Below are 18,429 nucleotides of genomic sequence, written 5' to 3'. Positions count from 1 at the left end.
AGTGTTTCGTTAGCAGCTCGTCACTAGAATCTCAGCACTTAGAATCGATTCTTCACTAAGAAGCGCCATTCCCAGCTGTTCACTTCGACACCCGTGGTAAAAGGGACACTGAAATCAATATGGGCGACGTTGCCATAGCTTGATTTAGAGGAGTAGATCCTAGCGCCAATCCCGACACTGCCAATAACGCCAGCAACTTCGTTGTTGGCATCGTTTCCGCCTGTTGCTTGACCCACATCGCTATAGACTGCCCAACCAAGCTCTGCTAATTGATAAAGGTTAATATTAGGGTAATTACGCACTTCTGCGGTAAATGCCCATTGATTGTCACCATATTGATAGTTGTTTGGGTAACCACGGATCCCGGTGTCATCGCCAAGCGCGAAAGGCCTATCAATATAATTGTTCTGAGAACTACTTAATCTTAGCTTGGAATAAGCGGTCCATTTAGGGGTGATGTGGTAGAAGTATTCTGCGGCAACATTGACCTTATAGTAATCTTTTTGAGTCGTGGCAAATACGCCCTCGCCATCCATCTCCAGCAGCAGCAAATGATCTTCAGCCTGGAAACCACGGCTAGATCGCCAATTGACGTGATAGCCAACGGGTGAGTCGTCATCGGTATCACGAGTTTCAAGCCCTAGTTTAACGTAGTGTTGCCAACCCAGATTAAAGTCCTCGTTATCGTTAATGAGGTGAATGTTATTAAGGACCTTAAAGTCATCTTGCAGGTATTGATAGGCTAGCCAAGGGTAGAGAAAATCACGATCTTGAGGCAGTTCTGATGTTGGGTACTCTGCAATATTATCAAACTCATGCTTATCTTGTGTCAGTCCCGTTATGATGCGAGAAAGTTCATCACTGCTGCGATTCAATAACCAGCCGTATCGGGCGCTGTTGTACGTGACCCCATGTTCAAATTCATTAAACTCTTGGCCATTTTGCTTTAAGGTATCGACGCGCAGATCATCTAAATACTCGGCAGAATACATGTAGCTGCCATCGAGTGTATAGAAAGGTTTCTCAAAATAGAGATGGGTTGCTTGGCCGTCACTGTTATCGTAAAAATCAGCCGCTATGGTGGCATGCTCAATAAAGTTTATCGGGGCTTCAATCGCAAATTTGTAGCCGGTACGGTCGGCATTTGATTGGTACTTGAAACGAGTTCGGATCCCTAACCCGAGCAAGTTATCCTCTTTAATGCCGATAGAGTACTTACTTTCGCCACCGCTGCGGCTGACACTGACTGTGGGGAGTAATGACCAATTATCCCATGTCTCTACTAAAATGTTTTCGCTATCGTCACTGGCTAGATCGGCATCTGGTGCAGGCGTAGCAAACTCAATATTAGCGTCACGAATATAGGGTTCTGCCCGTAATATTCGTTGTACTTCATCGAGATCTTTCTGGCTTACAGTTTCATTTTCTTTAAAGCTGAGCTTGTCACGAATGACTGAATCACGAGTATTGATATGTAGGTAATTAGCCCAGCGATGAATGAAAAAGGTCTCGGGATCAGACAGATCAAAGATGTCATTACTTTTGATTACAATGTTTTTTATCTGCTTTTTTTGCTGGTAATCTTCGGTTTTAGCTGCTGTTTTTGGTGTCGTTATCTCTTCAGCACTAACGGCACTGGTTAGTGCGCAAGTTAACAAGGCTAACGTCGAACAGCTAAATCGAGTCATAGGCAGGATGGCATCCTAATAAGTAACAATACTTACAATTGGGTTACATAACCATAGCACACGGAACGTGGGGGTTAGTCAAGGATAAGATGATGATTTTACTTGAGGAGAATTGAATATAACGCAGAGGATGCGAGCGCGCTGAGGCGCCCGCATGTTTAATTTGTAACTCGTAAACGGTTATAAGGTGCGGCGTGGAGGCACGGCCACATTGGCAAAGATCAACCCTGCAACAATGGACATAAAAATAAGAAATACCTGCGTGCCAAGGTGTGACTGGTTAAAAATGGTTTCACCTAAAATTAAGGTATTGAGGCCAATATAAGTTTTGCTGCCGGGCACTAAGATGACGATGCCTTGTAACAGCGCAATAGTTGCTGGTGCTTTCATCCAGCGAGCATATAGGTTTGAATATACACCTACCGCTAATGCGCCAAAGAAAATACCAATAGACTCACCAAAGTAAATGCCGCCGATCATAGCGGAGAAAAACGCCACAATACCCGCAAGGACCCCCCAAGGAGAGTCTTTCATTCGTGCTTTAAAGATAATCACTAGCGCCATAGAGAGAATCGGTACTGCAGCCCAAATGGCCCATTCAGGCAGTGATTCAGGTGGTACATAGGTGGTTTCACCAAACAGTGTTTTACCTATTGTCAGACCTAGGATAACCCCGAAATAGAGCTTAAACAGCAGCATGAATGCATCCATCACCCTTGCTGTGCCAGAGATTAGATCTCTTGCGGCTAGCTCTGCTAAACCGAGTGTTAACGCTAAACCTGGAATAAAAATGATGATACCAGAGAGTATCACCACCGGAATATTCATACTGGGGTCAAATTGTGCAATACCGCTCGCGGCAATTGCGCACAAAATCGCGGCTAGGGGTTCGAGCATCTCGGCCATACGCTTAGAGCGCTCAGCACGATAGACCAAGCCATAAACCATTAAGCCCAACATCGCCGACCAAAATACATCGTTCCAACTGGTGCCCATTAACATGGCAAAGGCACCTGCTGAGCTGCCAAAAGCCAATAGCGTTAGGCCTGTGCCGTAAGGGTTAGGCTTATTGGAAATTTCCTCTAACCGTTCAAGAGCTTCGGTTAATGTGCGTTTGCCGGACATTAGCTCTTCAACGAGTTCGTCGGTTCGCGCTAAGGAGCCTAAATCGAGTTCACCAGGGTTGACCCGTGCCACGTGGTTATACTCTTGATCTTCATCGTGTTGCAGTACGAAAGTCATTGCCGTTGGCGATACCAAGAAATAACCCTCTATGCCGAGCAGTTTTGATACCGCCTGTAGATGTGCTTCAAGCCGATAGGCTGGCGTACCAAATTTATGCAGTGCTTTACCGAGTCGAATGATAAAACGTCGCTTTTCTAAAAACTCTTGATTGTTCACAATAGTTGTTCGCTATTTATATCTTAGTTGTAAGGCTTAATTATTATCAATAAACGGATGTTAATTTAGCTTGCTTGTCACTGCTATTCGGCACTGTTTATTGGCATATTATTGACGAGCGCATCTTACCTGATTTGTTCAAAAAAAGTTGTGATTTATTTACTTCATGTTCGTAAATTGTAATGCTGTGCACTTATATAGCAATCACAAATAGGATGTTCCATGCCACTCGCGATATCAGGTCTGTATATTAGCCTAACTGCACTGCTTATTATTACGTTAGCTTATAGAGTGATAAAACTCAGAAGAGTGCATAAAATTGGCATTGGTTCTGCTGGCAACGAAACATTAAGCTTAGCGCGTCGAGTACATGAAAATTTACTCGAGAACGCAGCGATGGCGATGTTGTTATTTGTGGTTGCAGAGAGCAACGGTACCAGCGCTGCGGTACTGCATAGCTTTGGTACGCTTTGGCTGGTATCACGCTTGATGCATGCCATAGGTTTAACCCAAGGCAAAGGCGGTTATCATTTTGGCCGTTTCTGGGGGGTATTGATGACATGGGCGGTTATTGTGGGTTTAGTGGTGGTTAATCTTGCTGCATTTGCGAGTAGCCTGTAATCACAGCAATAGACATCATCCTGTTTTAGATATTAGCGTGCTAAAAGCTAACAAGTCCCGCCTAGCAATACCCACAGCCAATTAAAGGGCTTAGCAGCTATACTAAAAAAAGCATCAATTCGATGCTTTTTTAGTCACACCTGCGGAGCGGAGCCTGTTATACTCCGCGTCCCCGATGTGAGCTGGCACTGGGGCGTGTAACCCGTATTTTTTGTTTCTAAGTTAGGCTGTCTAATCAATGCAAGTAGAATCCACATTATTTACTCATTCCAAGTATCGCTCTGAGCTTACTCGTCCAGCGCCGTTTTTACCTATGTCTCGTAAAGAGATGAATAAGCTAGGTTGGGATAGTTGTGACATCATCATAGTCACAGGTGATGCTTATGTGGATCATCCAAGTTTTGGCATGGCCATCATTGGCCGCATGCTCGAAGCTCAGGGCTTTAGAGTGGGGATCATCTCACAGCCTGACTGGTCTAATAAAGATGACTTTATGAAGCTAGGCAAGCCAAACCTCTACTTTGGGGTTACTGCTGGCAATATGGATTCGATGATCAACCGTTATACCGCAGAGCGACGAATGCGCCATGATGATGCCTATACGCCGGGCAATATTGGTGGCAAGCGCCCCGATCGCGCGGTGACCGTTTATACTCAGCGCTGTAAAGAGGCCTTCAAACAAGTGCCGGTGGTGATTGGTGGTATTGAGGCCAGTCTGCGCCGTACGGCACATTATGATTATTGGTCAGATAAGGTTCGCCGTTCAGTCATTTTAGATGCTAAGGCCGATATTTTAGTCTACGGTAACGCTGAACGACCCCTGGTTGAGATCTCCCATCGGCTGGGCGCCGGTGAGTTGATGGCAGATATGCATGATATCCGTGGTACCACGGTGATCCGTAAGGAGCCGCTACCGGAGTGGAGCGGAATCGATTCACGTAAAATCGATCAGCAACATAAGATTGATGCTATTCCCAACCCTTATGGCGCCGATGATGTCGGCTGTAAAAATCTTTCCGGCCCAACCGATGAGAAAATATTCGATAACGACGCCCCTAAGGTTATCACTGTTCAACCGCCCAAGCCTAAGCCTTGGGAGAAGAGTTATATTCAGCTGCCTAGCTATGAAAAGGTCGCAAGCGATAAGTATCTCTATGCCCATGCTTCGCGTATTTTGCATCAGGAGCAAAACCCGGGTTGTGCTAGAGCACTATTTCAAGTTCATGCAGAGCGCGCTATCTGGGTCAATCCTCCCGCTTTGCCACTTAATACCGATGAGATGGATGGTGTGTTTGATCTGGCTTATCAGCGTGTCGCTCACCCTTCGTATGGTAGCGAGAAGATCCCGGCCTATGACATGATCAAGACCTCGATCAATATCATGCGTGGTTGTTTCGGTGGTTGCTCATTTTGTTCGATCACCGAACATGAAGGCCGCATTATTCAAAGCCGTTCACAAGACTCTATTGTGAAAGAGATTAAAGATATTCAAGGGAAGGTCCCTGGTTTTACTGGGGTGATTTCAGATCTTGGTGGCCCCACGGCCAACATGTATCACTTAGGCTGTAAGAGTGAAAAGGCGGAGCAAACCTGCCGTCGACTCTCCTGTATCTTCCCCGATATTTGTGGCCATATGGATACTGATCATCAGCCAACGATAGATCTATATCGCGCCGCAAGAGAAATTCCAGGTATTAAAAAGATCTTGATTGCGTCAGGGGTTCGTTATGATTTAGCGATCGAAGATCCTCGCTATGTCAAAGAATTAGCGACCCATCATGTGGGTGGCTACCTGAAGATTGCACCAGAACATACCGAGAAAGGTCCTCTCGATATGATGATGAAGCCCGGTATGGGCAGCTATGACAAATTCAAAGAGTTATTCGACAAATATTCGCAGCAAGCGGGTAAGAAGCAGTATCTGATCCCCTATTTTATCTCGGCGCATCCAGGAACAACCAATGAAGATATGGTTAACCTCGCGCTATGGTTAAAGGCGGAAAAGTTTAAACTCGATCAGGTGCAGAACTTCTATCCATCACCGATGGCCAATGCGACCACGGTCTACCATACAGAACTTAACTCGCTGAAAAATGTGAAACACACTAGTGAGCATATCTCTGTTCCCAAGAAGGGACGACAGCGAAAACTGCATAAAGCTCTGCTGCGATATCACGATGAAGCTGGCTGGCCAATGATCCGTGAAGCGCTAATTGAGATGGGTAAAGAGAAACTGATTGGAAACAGCCCTTCATGCCTAGTGCCCGCTGAATCGCGTCAAGAGCGAGAAGCATTGCGCAGTAAAAAGAAGCTAGTCACTAAAGATGATGGTAAAGGTAAGAAGGCTTTCACCCGTTTCTCAGCCGATCAGTTTGATGACCGTAAGCAAGCAGATGGCAACAAGGGCGGTACAGCTAAGAAAGCCGGTGGTGCAAATAAGTCAGGGCAAGCTAAACCAGCCCAGTCAAAAGGTGCTCAATCGAAATCTGGTGGCCAGCGTCCTGTAAAGAAAAATGCCTGGGGCACTACACCGAAACATCAAAGATAATTATTCACAGATGAGATGATTGTTTGAGTTTGTTGAGAATAAAATGATGATGGGTGTAAGTCATTTGAGTTACACCCATCGACTCTTTATCTAATTAGCACCCAAATGGCTTTCCTGGACCATCCCAATCACCGGCTAGACATTGTTGTAAATCACCGGCGTACGCCGCTTCACATTCGGCGCGAGTGTTATATCTATCGTAACGCACCCCATCGATCACTACTGGATTTGTGGCTCGCGTGCAATTACTAACATCACGATCGTTTTGATAGTAACATCTTGCGGCCATATCACATGTTGGTGCCGAGATAGCATAGAATGAGCTTAAGCCTAGGCCTATGCTTGCCGCTAATACTGCTAGTTTTTTATTAATCATGATACTTCCCTTTAATTAAATGATGAATTGTTATGGTTTGCTTTAAATAAGCCATTGTTTAGTTTTATTAAACATAAATGGATGCTTTTTACTAAACAGAGCCGATTATTAGTTTGTTTATAGTGAGGATAAAGATTTTTTCTAAAGTAAATTTTGCGACTTGAGTTCTTTTGATAATAATGATTCATTAAACCCATTTATTATTATGCTGCCGATGACTATCTTTGGAACTCCTGGGTAGCCCATAGACTCATATAGTTCTATGGTTTCTCTATTGCCTGATTCAATATCTCTTTCAATATAATCAATGTTATGCTCTGTTAAGTACTGCTTAGCTTTTTTACAGAAAGGGCACCACTGGGTGGTGTAGATAATCACCTTACTATCAATGCCTTGATAATGATGACTAGTGTTTGTTGCAATTAGATTTGGTTGCTGATTGTATAGGTCAAAACCATACTTAGTCCCAATGCCAATGCTAAATCCAGCAGTAATAATAAAGATATAACCAATAATGTTTCTTGTCTTATTTAGTATTTTTGATTTCACTCTACTGTCTCGATAGGTTTTATAATATTAAATATTATCGAACGTTGAATTTCACTAATTATGGAAGCTAACAGTTGAGATAATCGATAGCAATGTGGATTTTGTATATTGTCTTCATATCAGTCGAAAGTATGCTGGTGACTAGTTCATTTTAACTAGACGTTTCCCCTGCTTATTGGCGTGGATTATGTCTTTACTCTGCTTAAGTTAAAATTTATCTCTTTATGATAGAGTTAGTCACAAATCATTGGAGATAATAATGAAAATAACAAAATACTCACAGATTGGCCTGTTAACGGCTGCGACTTTTGCCTTGCCTGCTACGGCTGTAACCACCGAACAAACAACCTTTTTTGATAGTATTGCAGCCCATTGTGGCAAAGCATTTGAAGGTACAGTGACGGCGGGTAATAGCGCTGATTCGGCGTTTAGCGGTAAGAAACTGATTATGCATGTACGCGAATGCAGTGACACCGTGCTTAAGGTGCCATTTCACGTCGGTGACGATCACTCTCGCACCTGGGTGATCACTAAAACGCAATACGGTTTGCATCTAGCGCACGACCATCGCCATCAAGATGGCAGTGAAGATAAGGTCACCATGTACGGCGGCATGACGGCGAGTATGGGCAGCACTACCGAGCAATCCTTTCCAGTTGATGCCTATTCAATTAACAATTTTAGAGACAACGGTTTAGATGTTTCGATTACTAACGTGTGGCATATGTACAGTCACCCTGGAGAGTTTACTTATCGCTTAACTCGTGAAAATCGTGATTTCAGAGTCGATTTTGATCTGACTAAACCGGTTGCACTGCCGCCTGCACCTTGGGGGCATAAGTAAGGCATCCTGTTTAAGTGAAGGGGTGTGATGCGTCTAGGTTTTAGCTTTCAATATCATTGCTAGAACCTAGAACCTAGAACCTAGAACCTAGAACCTAGAACCTAGAACCTAGAACCTAGAACCTAGAACCTAGAACCTAGAACCTAGAACCTAGAACCTAGAACCTCTAATACTCGAGCCTAGAACGATTGTCCGAATTTTGCCGTCTTAGCTTATCTCGCACGCCCTCGTCGCTGCATTTCCTTAAGCCACAACCAGCCTATTTCTCTTCAAAGGTGAAGGATTGGCCTGCCAATGCGGCTTCAAACATTAAGCCACCCTTGGCCACGGTAAACACGGCCATGCCGTTAATATAAGACGCTGTAGCGGCTTTCTTACCAGCTCCAGCTGAATTACCTGTAGTACCAGCTTGTGCGTTGGCGCCGATGGTAATCGCCACTGCAGAAGCCTGTGCACCGAACTCAAAGCTGCCGCTGGTGAAATCTTTATAAGCGGCTTTATCTTTAAAGAAGATGACTTCACTATAGGCTTGGCCGCCGAACTGAAAACCAAAAGAGACTTGAGTCAGGCTGGTGTCACCTTGGTAATTGCCACCTTGATAGACGCGCCCCTTGCCATAAGCTGCACCGATACCAATTCCGCCTTTACCTATGGTCGGAAATAGTGCGTAACCGTATGCGGTATCGAAGAACTTTTGGGTTTGGTTCGCTTGCTGGAAAGTACTTTTGGCTTGGCTATAGCCGTCTTCAGCTAAAGCTTGTGGCATGATCATCATGCTGGCGAGTAAACATAAACTGGCGGTGATCCGTTTGATGAAGCTTGTCATTGAGTTATCCTTATCGAGCAAACTGGACTTATACTGATTGGTATCAACCTTAGCATAGCCATCCTGAACGGAAAGTGAATGCCTTTTATACTGATGTTTGTATCTCATTAAAAAAGCGCCTAATGAGGCGCTTCTATTAATGGCTACTGGTTAACTTATTCGACTGGCTTGCCTAAAACATAGTGCTCGAACCATTGCTGATCCCACTCCATCTTGGCTTTTCGATGTTGATATTTACTTAATCCATGGCCTTCGCCAGGATAAACAATGAGCTCAACAGGCACGTTTAGGTAGTGCTTTAGGGCGCGATACAGACCTTGTGCATGCCCTGCGGGCACTCGTTGATCGTTTTCGCCGATATGGATAAGCGTAGGTGTTTTGATTTTGTCTGCATAACTAAGTGATGAGCCATGGGTGTAGGCCTCTGGCTTTTCCCAAGGTAGGCCTTCCATAAAGTTAACCACGTGACCCGGTGTGTCTTCGAGCATCCACTGCAGACGTTGATCAAATACACCCGCGCCAGAGCTTGCCGCTTTAAAGCGTTCAGTGGTGCTGATCAAAGCATTAGTCAGGTAACCACCGTTACTCCAGCCCATCACTGCCATTTTGTCACCATCAACAATACCGTCGCTAATAAGTTGATCGACACCAGCGATAATGTCTTTAACTTCGATGTCGTGCTCTTTACCAACTAAATCAGTTAAGAACTTATCACCATAACCGGTAGAACCACGATAGTTAGGCGACAGCAATGCCCAGCCTTTGGCAGTAAATGTTGAGCGTCCATAAGAGCGATGCTGTAAAGCGTAAGGCGTTGCTGATGTCGGTCCGCCGTGAATTTGCACCACTAATGGTAACGGACCATCAGACTTTTTATAGTCTGCGGGTAGATCCAATATACCTTCAACAACACTACCGTCAGGCGCCTTCCAGCTAACGATAGACACTTGAGGGAGTTTCCAGCTATCGACTTGTGGATTGATGTTGCTCAGGCGTTTCGCTTTAGCGCGGCTGCTATTAGCATCGGCAATAAACATATCTGAAAAGTGATCTAAACCGTTGTGGCTAAAGGCGACGCGTTTACCATTTTGGCTAAAGCTGTAGCTACCAATGACCATATCGCCATTAATTACAGTACGAGTATCTCCCTGTTCGCCATCATCAATTTCGGTACAAAATAGCTTTACTCGAGCATGATCAGCGCCGCGATAGCAGATCTCGTCGCTATCTGGTCGCCACTTTATGTCGCCGGAGTTTAAGGTGACATCTCCGCTGCGCGTCACTTCAAGCGATGGTGCATCAGTTGCTTGTGCATTGGCGATGAAGAGCTTACCTGGGTGACCGTCAAAATCGATTCTAAAGGCGAGTTGGTTGTTATTTTCCTGCCAACTTAGCCCTAATAACCAACCATATGGCGAAGGAGCTTGGTCGCGCCATTGCTTATCTGCGAGGATGCTATTGGTTTTTGTTTTAGTATCGAAGACTTCAACGTCAGACCAACCTTCCAGTCTAACCAGCTCGTTATCGTCAGTCGTGATCCGCGCTATTTTGCTGCCATCGTCATTGACCTTGAACTCCCAAACTACTTTATCGTCATCGAGTAATAGCTGTTGCTTAAAGTGTTGAAGATTGAGCTGGTATAACGGGTTTGTTTTACGTTCGCCATGGCCATATTTAGGCGCTGAGTGACCGGCTCGCATCGAGGCCCAATCATCTTTGTCTTTTACTGTTTTAGTGGCTAAGAAATAAACGCTGTTGCCGTCATTGCTGAGCTGAAACCCGTTAACACCTTCAACCTCTTTAGTCATCGGTTGCATGTCACCGCCTGCGACTGCAATGCGGAAAACCTGTGTCTTACCGTTGTATGGTGCCTTGGCTGATTCTTGTTTTACCTTACCCAGAAAGTAGATATGTTGCCCGTCAGGACTCCATTGTGGGCTGGATTCACTTTCATTAGTGAATGTAAGGCGTTTACTGTCACCACTTTTGGTGTCGAGCAGCCACAGATCTCGTTGGCTTTTATCCAGTTCTTTGTCCCAGCGGGCTTCTAGCCAAAGTGCCTTCTTACCATTGGGGCTTAATGTCACTGAGCTCATGCCGCCAATATCAAAGAAATCATCGATAATAATGTCGTGAGTTCTTTCTGCTGCTGAGGTGACCATACTGGTACCGAGCAATGTTGCCATTGCAGTAGCAAGCAGGGTTAGCTTGTTGAAGTTTTTCATGTTGTTGTTCCTACCCTTCAAATATTTCTGTAATTTTTATAATGAGATAAGCGCTAATACACTAGCGCAAGTGGTGTTATAAAAGCCATGAAATATGTCAGCTATTAAGGTTATTTCTTTTCGTCTAGCATTAACTTTTGCAGGTAAGCAAGCTCTTCTGAACTGAGCAGTCGCTGGCGGTGATCGTGGCGATCACCGAAGCGGGCGACTTGTATATGTGGAAGTTTTAGCTGGCAAGTTTAGAGACTAACTTTAGTTTGTCGAGTAACACCTCTTTTTTAAAGGGTTTCGCCAAGTAGTCATCCATACCTGACTCAAAGCATTTTTCGATATCTTGATCTAAGACACTGGCGGTGAGTGCAATGATAGGTAAGCGCTGTTGAGAGTTTAGCTTTTCCCATTCTCTGATTTTTTCTGTTGCGGTGAAGCCATCCATAATGGGCATCATGCAATCCATTAAAATAGCGTTAATGACTTCACCTTTGGTAATGAACTCGAATGCTTCGAGTCCATTATTGGCAATAATAAAGTCAAACCCAGCTTGTTTCACCAGTAAAGATGCCACCTTCTGGTTTACCAGATTGTCTTCGACAATCAGAATAACGACTTTTACTTTTTCTTCAGCGATGTTGCTGTCCGCTACCAGATCCGTTTCAGATACTACTTTTGTGCGTAGTTCTCTATTTTCTAAACCGTGGCGAATGGCGTTGTTAAAGCGTCTACCCAGTAATGGCAGGGTAATAGTGGCGTCTATATTCTCAAGGACACGTTGCTCTGAGGGCGTGTTGATGGCAATGGTAAAGATATCTTGTTGAGACAATAACTCAGGTAAAGTCGCTAAAGCCTCTCTAGTGATAGAGGAGTTATCAACAAAAAGCACATCGAATGATTGTTTATCTTGTAGAAGATCAAAGCAGGATGGATAACGATAATTGAGCTTGAACCCCTGTCTGATGCAGGCGTCATCAAGGGTTTCTATAGTGTCATCATTGCTGGAAATAAGCGCTGAGGTAAGGTGTTTAAACTCATCCTGTATAGGCGCTTCTTGCGCAATAATACGCGCTTTAAATTCAACAGAAAAACAACTGCCTTTACCTTTTTCTGAACTGATCTTGATGTCACCACCCATTAATTCGACTAGTTGTTTACATATAGCAAGACCTAAGCCTGTGCCGCCAAATTCACGGGTAATAGAGCCATCTTCTTGAATAAACGGAGAGAAGATCTGTTGTTGCTTGTCTTTATCGATACCAATGCCGCTATCATAAATTTTGATCTGCATATTGGCGTAGGGCTTTTCATCAAACTGACAGCTAACAGTAACCTTGATAAAACCTTCAGGGGTAAATTTGACCGCATTTGACAGTAAGTTCATTAGTACTTGACGCATGCGATGTTCGTCAAGTGAAACGAGGTAAGGCGTATTTGTCGGGATATCAATTTGCAGATCGAGATTTTTCTCAACCACCTTAGCGAGCACCATTGTTAACGTGTCGTAGACGACTTCAGTAATATTAGTGTCGGTGTTGGCAATGGTAAGGTTACCAGACTCAATTTTCGACAGATCCAATATATCGTTAATCAGTAATAGTAAGGTGTGCGACGATGTTTCTATGGTTTCCAAATACTCATTTTGTACTGGCGTCAGTTTGGTGCCTGCAAGAATTTCAGACATACCAATAATGCCATTCAATGGCGTTCTGATTTCATGAGACATATTAGCAAGAAATGAGCTTTTGGCTTTATTGGCATTTTCTGCATCAGATTTAGCGCGCAAAATTTTCTCATCATTTAAGTAGCGCTCATGGATCAGGTTGTTGAGCTTTTTAGAAAACAAGCTAAATTCGTCGTTGCCACTTTCATTTATTTTATTCGAGTAGTCATGTGTTTCCTCAATTTTTGACATGGTTTTAATCACGTGGTTTAGATAATTGAGAATTCGGCGGTAAAGGTTGGCACCTATTGTTCCTATGATGAGTAGTGATGCAAATAAGGCGCTACAGAAAATGATGATCAGATTTTTTGATTGTGCTATTTCACTGTGAATTTTACGGGTCAACTGTTCTGAAAATGTGGTTACAACAAACTGAATTAGACTTAGGCGTTGACTAAAAGCCTCCAAATTGGATTCGGGACTATCGACTAACATATTGCCCCGTAAAATATCGCTGCGCAATTGATAACTATGCTCAAATGCTTTGTCTGAAAATGTCGCCAACAGTAGATCGACTTGCTCTGGTTTGGCATTAATATTGATAAAGCGTTCAACGTAAAGCTGCTGTCTTTCAGCGCTCATGTTTAATTGAGTGAGTAGCTCAGCGTCACTCCTATTTGTGAGCAACTGATTAATAAGCCACTTCTCTTCTGCTGACCAAAGTGACAACCATTGCAACTGAAATAGTATGGTGAGATTTTGGTTAATCTGTGCTGGCACATCTAGCTTATCTTTTTCTAAAACAATTAGCGCTTGCGCTTGCAGTTCACTCATCCAAGTTGACCAATCAGCAACACTCTCTTTTGTTAGCTCAGGCGATTCGGTTAAAGCATCTTTAGTGCTATCAAACCATGCTTGGATATCATCGCTGTTTTTGACCGTGAACGCTTTGGAAAGTAGCGGTGGAAATTCAGCGACCATAGGGGTGAAGTCTGCTAATAAGAAAGGGTTACCTTGCGCGTAGAGTTGTTCTCTAGCTTGATTTATTTTTATATTCAGTGCAGAAAAAGATTCTAAAAAGATAATTTGGTGGTTGAGAGTATTGAGTGCTTGCACATTATTGGCTTGCTTTTTTATCTCCAGTGCGGATAAAAATGCAGTGAACAATAACGGGAGTAACACTAATGCTAACATCCTTGTTTTTATTGAAATACGATTCAATAAGTTCATTTCTGCTCCTTGAATTGAACGGTTCAATCATAAAGTTGTGAATTTCCCGACTCTTGACTATATTCAGCTTAGTACAAAAAACTATCTAGGATTGAAGGTTTTTATATGTTTAATGGATTAAACCTCAGCGCATTTTTTTTAAATACAAGGTTAGTCGTTTTAACGGCGGCTCTCTCCCTATCATGTCCACTCTGGGCATTAGAATCTGACACAGATGAAGGCACCGACATCGAATTTGCGATTTTTAGTCTTAATGACGACTTACCTCCCTTAAGTAAGAGTAAGGCGAGAATGCTATATCGCGGCAAGTCTAAAAAAATCAATGGTAGCCTTAAAATCGTTTTGGTCGATCTACCTGAAACGTCCATGCATCGCGAAGAATTTTACAGCATGCTGCTGGGAAAATCGGTGTCACAGATGAATGGTTATTGGGCGGGGTTAGCTTTCTCTGGCAAAGGCTCTCCACCAGAAGAGCTCGATGGTGATGATATAAAACAGATCCTAAAGTGGCTAAATGACAACCCAAATGGTATTGCATATGCTCCGATCGAGTCGGTGCCTGAAGAAGTAAATATCTTAATTACAGTGCCACAAGGAGAGTAGCCATGTTATTAAGTCGTCAATATACAATTTTGATATTAAGCTTAGGTATCACTGCAAACGTTGAAGCTGGAGTCGAACTCACAGATAACATTATGCTGAGTGGTTTCGGTACAACATCTATTAGTAAAACTGACAATAAAACACCGCTATTTGTTAACCGAGAGATTTTTGATGAAACCTGTTATGACTGCGATACCTTATTTGGATTGCAGCTTGATATCGATGTTTTTGAAGGGTTCAATGCCTCTGCGCAGGTTGTTAAACGTACCCAGGATGATTGGAGCGATCCCGAACTGGAGTGGGCCTATTTGGGCTACGAGTTTGCTGATTTCGAAGTGCGGGCGGGGCGATTGCGCTTGCCGCTATTTCTAGTGTCTGAATTTTACTATGTTGGCCAAGCCTATACATGGGCAAGGCCACCTGAAGAGGTTTACGATGCCATTTTAGGTTTTACCTCCTACGACGGTATTTCTCTGGCTTGGGATTATGATATTTCTGACGAAATATCGCTAACTATCTCACCATATTACGGGTTTGACCGACTTAATGAGGTGCAGTTTGGAGCCAATTTACTTAAATTTGACACCGAGTATATGGCAGGAATATACGTTGATGTAGTCGGCTTTAATTATCGGATCCATAGCGGTTTTATGCAGGCTAAATATAGTCAGCGTCCATTCCCTGCGACACAAAAACTGGATATTTATACTTTGGGGGCTGAGTACAGTTTGGATGCTTGGCAGTGGATGGCTGAAGTCGAGTACGATAAGTTTCAAACCAACTGGTACGCCAGTGCTGCCTATGCGCTTGATGACTTCACACCTTACCTTGTCTATGCTGAGAGCCATGAGTTAAGGAAGACCAAAGGCGTTACTGTGGGGGTTCGCTATGATGTGACGTCGACAATATCGCTTAATGCTGAGTTCCAATCTATATTCTCACAGGAAAAGGGTAATCGTGCTCAGTTTGTCACCTCGCCACTCTTATACGGCGAGAAAGATGATGTCGACATACTCAGCCTTACTTTAAACTTTGTCTTTTGATTATGGATAATATTGTATTTTGGCTTGGCTTTTATCTGCTGATGTTATTGGCCTCTACCCTCATTGGTTATCGTAAAGGCAACATCGTTGCAGGAGCATTGTTGGGTTATGTATTAGGGCCCATTGGCGTGTTAATTTTACTGTTTAGCAAGGATAGAAAAATGCTGCCATGCCCCGAGTGTGGCAGTAAAATCCATCGACACTCTTATAAGTGTCCTAAGTGCCATCAGAAAGTGCTTAATCGCTTAGAGTCGTAGCAATAATTGCTCACAGCTTAAAAGTAAAATGTTAGAAGTTGAATGAATAGCTGATACTCAAGGAGCCATCCTTAAATCGACCTGTATCGGGCCCTCTATCGGCACTATTCCAGCGGTTGCCAGAGTAGTTGTTATATTGAATGGTTATTGTTCCTGGATGCCAATCAAAGTAACCAAATCCGTAAGTGAAATCAGGGTTCCACGGCTGCTTCTGGCTACTGTCTAAATAGTAAAAGGCAGTTGCGTTGACATACCAATTGCCGATGATCGAGTATTTGCATCCTAAGCTTATTGTTTGGTGACTGCTCTTATATTCGATACTCGCTAAATCGAAGTATTCAGGTGTGTAGTTATAATCAAATTGACAACCAACTGCACCTTCATCAGTAAAAGAAAACCAATCGACAAAAGGTTTGTTTATTGGGAATTTCCACCCTAATGCCCATGTTCCCTGTGAAAACTCTGTATGTTTACCACTAGGCTCGGGAGAGAAACGGTTACCGCCGTAATTGGAGTAGAGCAGGCTAAATGTATACGGATGCCAATCACTGTAACCAAATACATAGGTAAAATCGGGGTTCCACGCTTGCTGAAGCTCTTTATCAAAATAGTGATATGCGGTTGCCGAGATAAACCAATTTCCGATAATCGAATACTTAAGTGACAAGCTTGCTGTTAGGTTTTGATTACTTGGGCCTGTGGTGGCATTTGCGGGTAGAACGGCAGCTGTATCGACCAAAGGGTAGCCAATACTGACACTGGCGCTCCAGCGTTTGTACCAAGGAGTATCGGAGTCCCAGCTTTCAAATGGCAGCATAAATGAGCTGGTAGCACCCTTCCAGATGAGATCCACTGCTGTTTTTGACTCTGTTTCTTTGGCGGCAGCTTGATTGATTAGGGTTGCCTCTGCTGTTCTGGGCGCGTGTTTTGCCATCTCGGTTTGGTGCTCATTTGCCTGGCAATCTGCCACTGCACTGCTTAGGGTTATTACCCATAAGGTGGTGTTGATTGTCCATCCGTGGTGCTTTCTCAAATGAGTCATCCCTAACAAAACTATCTATTATTATGCGTGAGTATTACTAATTTTTCACTCTTCAAAAATGGCCCGTCTATTGCGAGTTTTATACCAGAGACTGACCAAGATCAGTGAGTTAGTGTTTATGTTATAGGCGGTGTTTGCTTTTCCATTGCGGTAAAGTCCTGTGGGGATCTCTGTATGCCGAGCACTATTCGTTATCACCTGTGTCGCTAAGCTTTGGCTGTACTCGCTGTGATAGATAACACTCAGAGCAAAAGCGGCTTTATTGCTGAAGGTTTGCGATTCGCCAAGAGGCTTACCTGAATGAGAAACGCTATGCCAAGCTTTGCCCTGGTAATAGATGTTGTTATATAAAAACCAAGGGGACTTACTCAGCGAATCTTCAGCGTAGGCGGTTAACCTGTTATTGAGGTTGTATTGGGCTTCATGCAGTTGGTAGAGTTTATTTAGCTGATTCCAGCAAGAGGCGTCATTGCTGATCTCAATGGTGTAGAGCAGAAAAGGATCTAGGGTTAGAAAAGGTAGATTACGAGGGTCAATTTGTAGGGAAACGTTATCAAGCGTCACTTTATCTAGCTGATTACACATAAATGCATTATCCACATCTAGGTTCATCAGGCGGTAACCCGTTGCTGCATATTGCAGGTAACCCAGTCGCCCTTCCTGGCGAAAGTACTCTTTTTTAGACGTTAGCTTAGTGCCATATAATGTTTTTTTATGAACCGCAGTACTAAGCTGCCACTTTTTCTTGATGAGCTCAATATTGGCTGCGAGGTGAGGCTTTTTTTTTGCGACAATCGCTAACCAAATATAGAGCCTACCCAGATCTAAAGCTGACCATCCATTACCGTGGGACGAGGTTTGACTAAACCGACCAGAGGGCTGTCCTGTTACGGTATTGTACTGTCTATTGGGGAGCTTGCCTTTGTAAAGTGGCAATTCATATAGGGTTGAAAGTAATTTCCCTAGTCTTAGATCGGTGACTTGTTGGTTACTGACTTCCAACGCCTCCAAAGCCATAATGGCAGCGATACCACTGGCAATGTCCCACATGGTGGCGTGCGTATACCCTTGAACGGAATCGATGAGCCCAGTGCTTTCGTTCCAGTTCTTATCGATGTATCGCTGTGCTTTGCTTATCAGTAACTTCTCGTAGCGAGTTAGAGCAACCGGTATTGCTGTGGCAACTTTTTTCATTACTTCATCGGCAAGCACCCTAGGTGTATCTGAATATTGAGGAGCAGTCTCTTGTGCTACGGGGAGACTCATACTTTGCGGGATCACCGCTCTACGTTGAAATTTGATAGCAGTTTGAGTCGAGGTATCAGAGCCCAATATCACTCTTGACACCCTTTGTGGTTCGGGGGGATTTAACTGCGATTGTGACTGCTGTTGCTCGGGCTGTATTTGTATTGCAGCGTCATTCTGGGTGCTATTTCCCCACGCAAATTGACTCGCTACCGTAGCGAAAGAGCACAGCGCGATATAGAGTGTGCTCTTATCTAACATGGTTTTTTGCAATAGG

The 18,429-nt window shown here is 43.8% G+C and carries 15 protein-coding genes; 6 read left to right on the top strand and 9 right to left on the bottom strand.

Features of this window, described 5'->3' with window-relative positions; translation table 11 throughout:
* Window positions 1–38 precede the first annotated feature (38 nt).
* The gene (locus L2755_RS06865; protein ID WP_248979927.1) at window positions 39–1,688 is read right to left on the bottom strand and encodes a BamA/TamA family outer membrane protein; all 1,650 of its coding nucleotides are present in this window, start codon (window positions 1,686–1,688) and stop codon (window positions 39–41) included.
* A gap of 180 nt (window positions 1,689–1,868) precedes the next feature.
* Complete coding sequence (locus L2755_RS06860; protein ID WP_248979928.1) at window positions 1,869–3,089, bottom strand: threonine/serine exporter family protein; 1,221 nt, start codon at window positions 3,087–3,089, stop codon at window positions 1,869–1,871.
* A 222-nt stretch (window positions 3,090–3,311) separates the two neighbouring features.
* Here L2755_RS06860 and L2755_RS06855 point away from each other — a divergent pair, with 222 nt between their 5' ends.
* Both L2755_RS06855 and L2755_RS06850 read left to right on the top strand, forming a co-directional pair.
* Window positions 3,312–3,710 (top strand): MAPEG family protein, encoded by a 399-nt coding sequence (locus tag L2755_RS06855; protein ID WP_248979929.1) that lies wholly within the window; start codon window positions 3,312–3,314, stop codon window positions 3,708–3,710.
* A gap of 238 nt (window positions 3,711–3,948) precedes the next feature.
* Window positions 3,949–6,258 carry a YgiQ family radical SAM protein gene (locus L2755_RS06850; RefSeq protein ID WP_248979930.1) on the top strand — a complete coding sequence of 770 codons (2,310 nt, stop codon included), beginning with the start codon at window positions 3,949–3,951 and terminating at the stop codon, window positions 6,256–6,258.
* Window positions 6,259–6,352: 94 nt separating this feature from the next.
* Here L2755_RS06850 and L2755_RS06845 read toward each other — a convergent pair whose 3' ends face one another.
* Both L2755_RS06845 and L2755_RS22275 read right to left on the bottom strand, forming a co-directional pair.
* The gene (locus tag L2755_RS06845; protein ID WP_248979931.1) at window positions 6,353–6,634 is read right to left on the bottom strand and encodes a hypothetical protein; all 282 of its coding nucleotides are present in this window, start codon (window positions 6,632–6,634) and stop codon (window positions 6,353–6,355) included.
* 141 nt (window positions 6,635–6,775) lie between these two features.
* Window positions 6,776–7,183, bottom strand: coding sequence for a glutaredoxin family protein (locus tag L2755_RS22275; RefSeq protein WP_248979932.1), 408 nt, complete (start codon window positions 7,181–7,183; stop codon window positions 6,776–6,778).
* 259 nt (window positions 7,184–7,442) lie between these two features.
* Between L2755_RS22275 and L2755_RS06835 the strand changes: the two genes are divergently transcribed.
* Window positions 7,443–8,027 (top strand): hypothetical protein, encoded by a 585-nt coding sequence (locus L2755_RS06835; protein ID WP_248979933.1) that lies wholly within the window; start codon window positions 7,443–7,445, stop codon window positions 8,025–8,027.
* A 259-nt stretch (window positions 8,028–8,286) separates the two neighbouring features.
* On the opposite strand, the gene L2755_RS06830 is transcribed toward L2755_RS06835, so the two are convergent.
* The 3 genes from L2755_RS06830 to L2755_RS06820 all read right to left on the bottom strand — a co-directional run bounded on the left by L2755_RS06830 (window position 8,287) and on the right by L2755_RS06820 (window position 13,962).
* Window positions 8,287–8,853: a lipid-binding SYLF domain-containing protein gene (locus L2755_RS06830; RefSeq protein WP_248979934.1), complete on the bottom strand. Its 567-nt coding sequence runs from the start codon at window positions 8,851–8,853 to the stop codon at window positions 8,287–8,289.
* 155 nt (window positions 8,854–9,008) lie between these two features.
* On the bottom strand, window positions 9,009–11,078 hold the full coding sequence (locus L2755_RS06825) for a S9 family peptidase (RefSeq protein ID WP_248979935.1): 2,070 nt from the start codon (window positions 11,076–11,078) through the stop codon (window positions 9,009–9,011).
* Between the two features lie 226 nt (window positions 11,079–11,304).
* Entirely contained in the window at window positions 11,305–13,962 is a 2,658-nt protein-coding gene (locus tag L2755_RS06820; protein ID WP_248979936.1) for an ATP-binding protein, read from the bottom strand.
* 105 nt (window positions 13,963–14,067) lie between these two features.
* Here L2755_RS06820 and L2755_RS06815 point away from each other — a divergent pair, with 105 nt between their 5' ends.
* The 3 genes from L2755_RS06815 to L2755_RS06805 are packed head-to-tail and all read left to right on the top strand — an operon-like array spanning window position 14,068 to window position 15,865.
* Window positions 14,068–14,565 (top strand): hypothetical protein, encoded by a 498-nt coding sequence (locus tag L2755_RS06815; protein ID WP_248979937.1) that lies wholly within the window; start codon window positions 14,068–14,070, stop codon window positions 14,563–14,565.
* Window positions 14,566–14,567: 2 nt separating this feature from the next.
* Window positions 14,568–15,608 (top strand): hypothetical protein, encoded by a 1,041-nt coding sequence (locus tag L2755_RS06810; protein WP_248979938.1) that lies wholly within the window; start codon window positions 14,568–14,570, stop codon window positions 15,606–15,608.
* A gap of 2 nt (window positions 15,609–15,610) precedes the next feature.
* Window positions 15,611–15,865: a hypothetical protein gene (locus tag L2755_RS06805; RefSeq protein ID WP_248979939.1), complete on the top strand. Its 255-nt coding sequence runs from the start codon at window positions 15,611–15,613 to the stop codon at window positions 15,863–15,865.
* A 31-nt stretch (window positions 15,866–15,896) separates the two neighbouring features.
* On the opposite strand, the gene L2755_RS06800 is transcribed toward L2755_RS06805, so the two are convergent.
* Both L2755_RS06800 and L2755_RS06795 read right to left on the bottom strand, forming a co-directional pair.
* Window positions 15,897–16,898 carry a hypothetical protein gene (locus L2755_RS06800; RefSeq protein WP_248979940.1) on the bottom strand — a complete coding sequence of 334 codons (1,002 nt, stop codon included), beginning with the start codon at window positions 16,896–16,898 and terminating at the stop codon, window positions 15,897–15,899.
* Between the two features lie 54 nt (window positions 16,899–16,952).
* Window positions 16,953–18,413, bottom strand: a complete 1,461-nt coding sequence (locus tag L2755_RS06795; RefSeq protein WP_248979941.1) for a DUF3131 domain-containing protein — start codon at window positions 18,411–18,413, stop codon at window positions 16,953–16,955.
* Between the last annotated feature and the right edge of the window lie 16 nt (window positions 18,414–18,429).

Source organism: Shewanella abyssi, from assembly GCF_023284025.1.
GTDB lineage: Bacteria > Pseudomonadota > Gammaproteobacteria > Enterobacterales > Shewanellaceae > Shewanella > Shewanella abyssi.
This window is presented reverse-complemented; position numbering and strand designations above follow the sequence as displayed.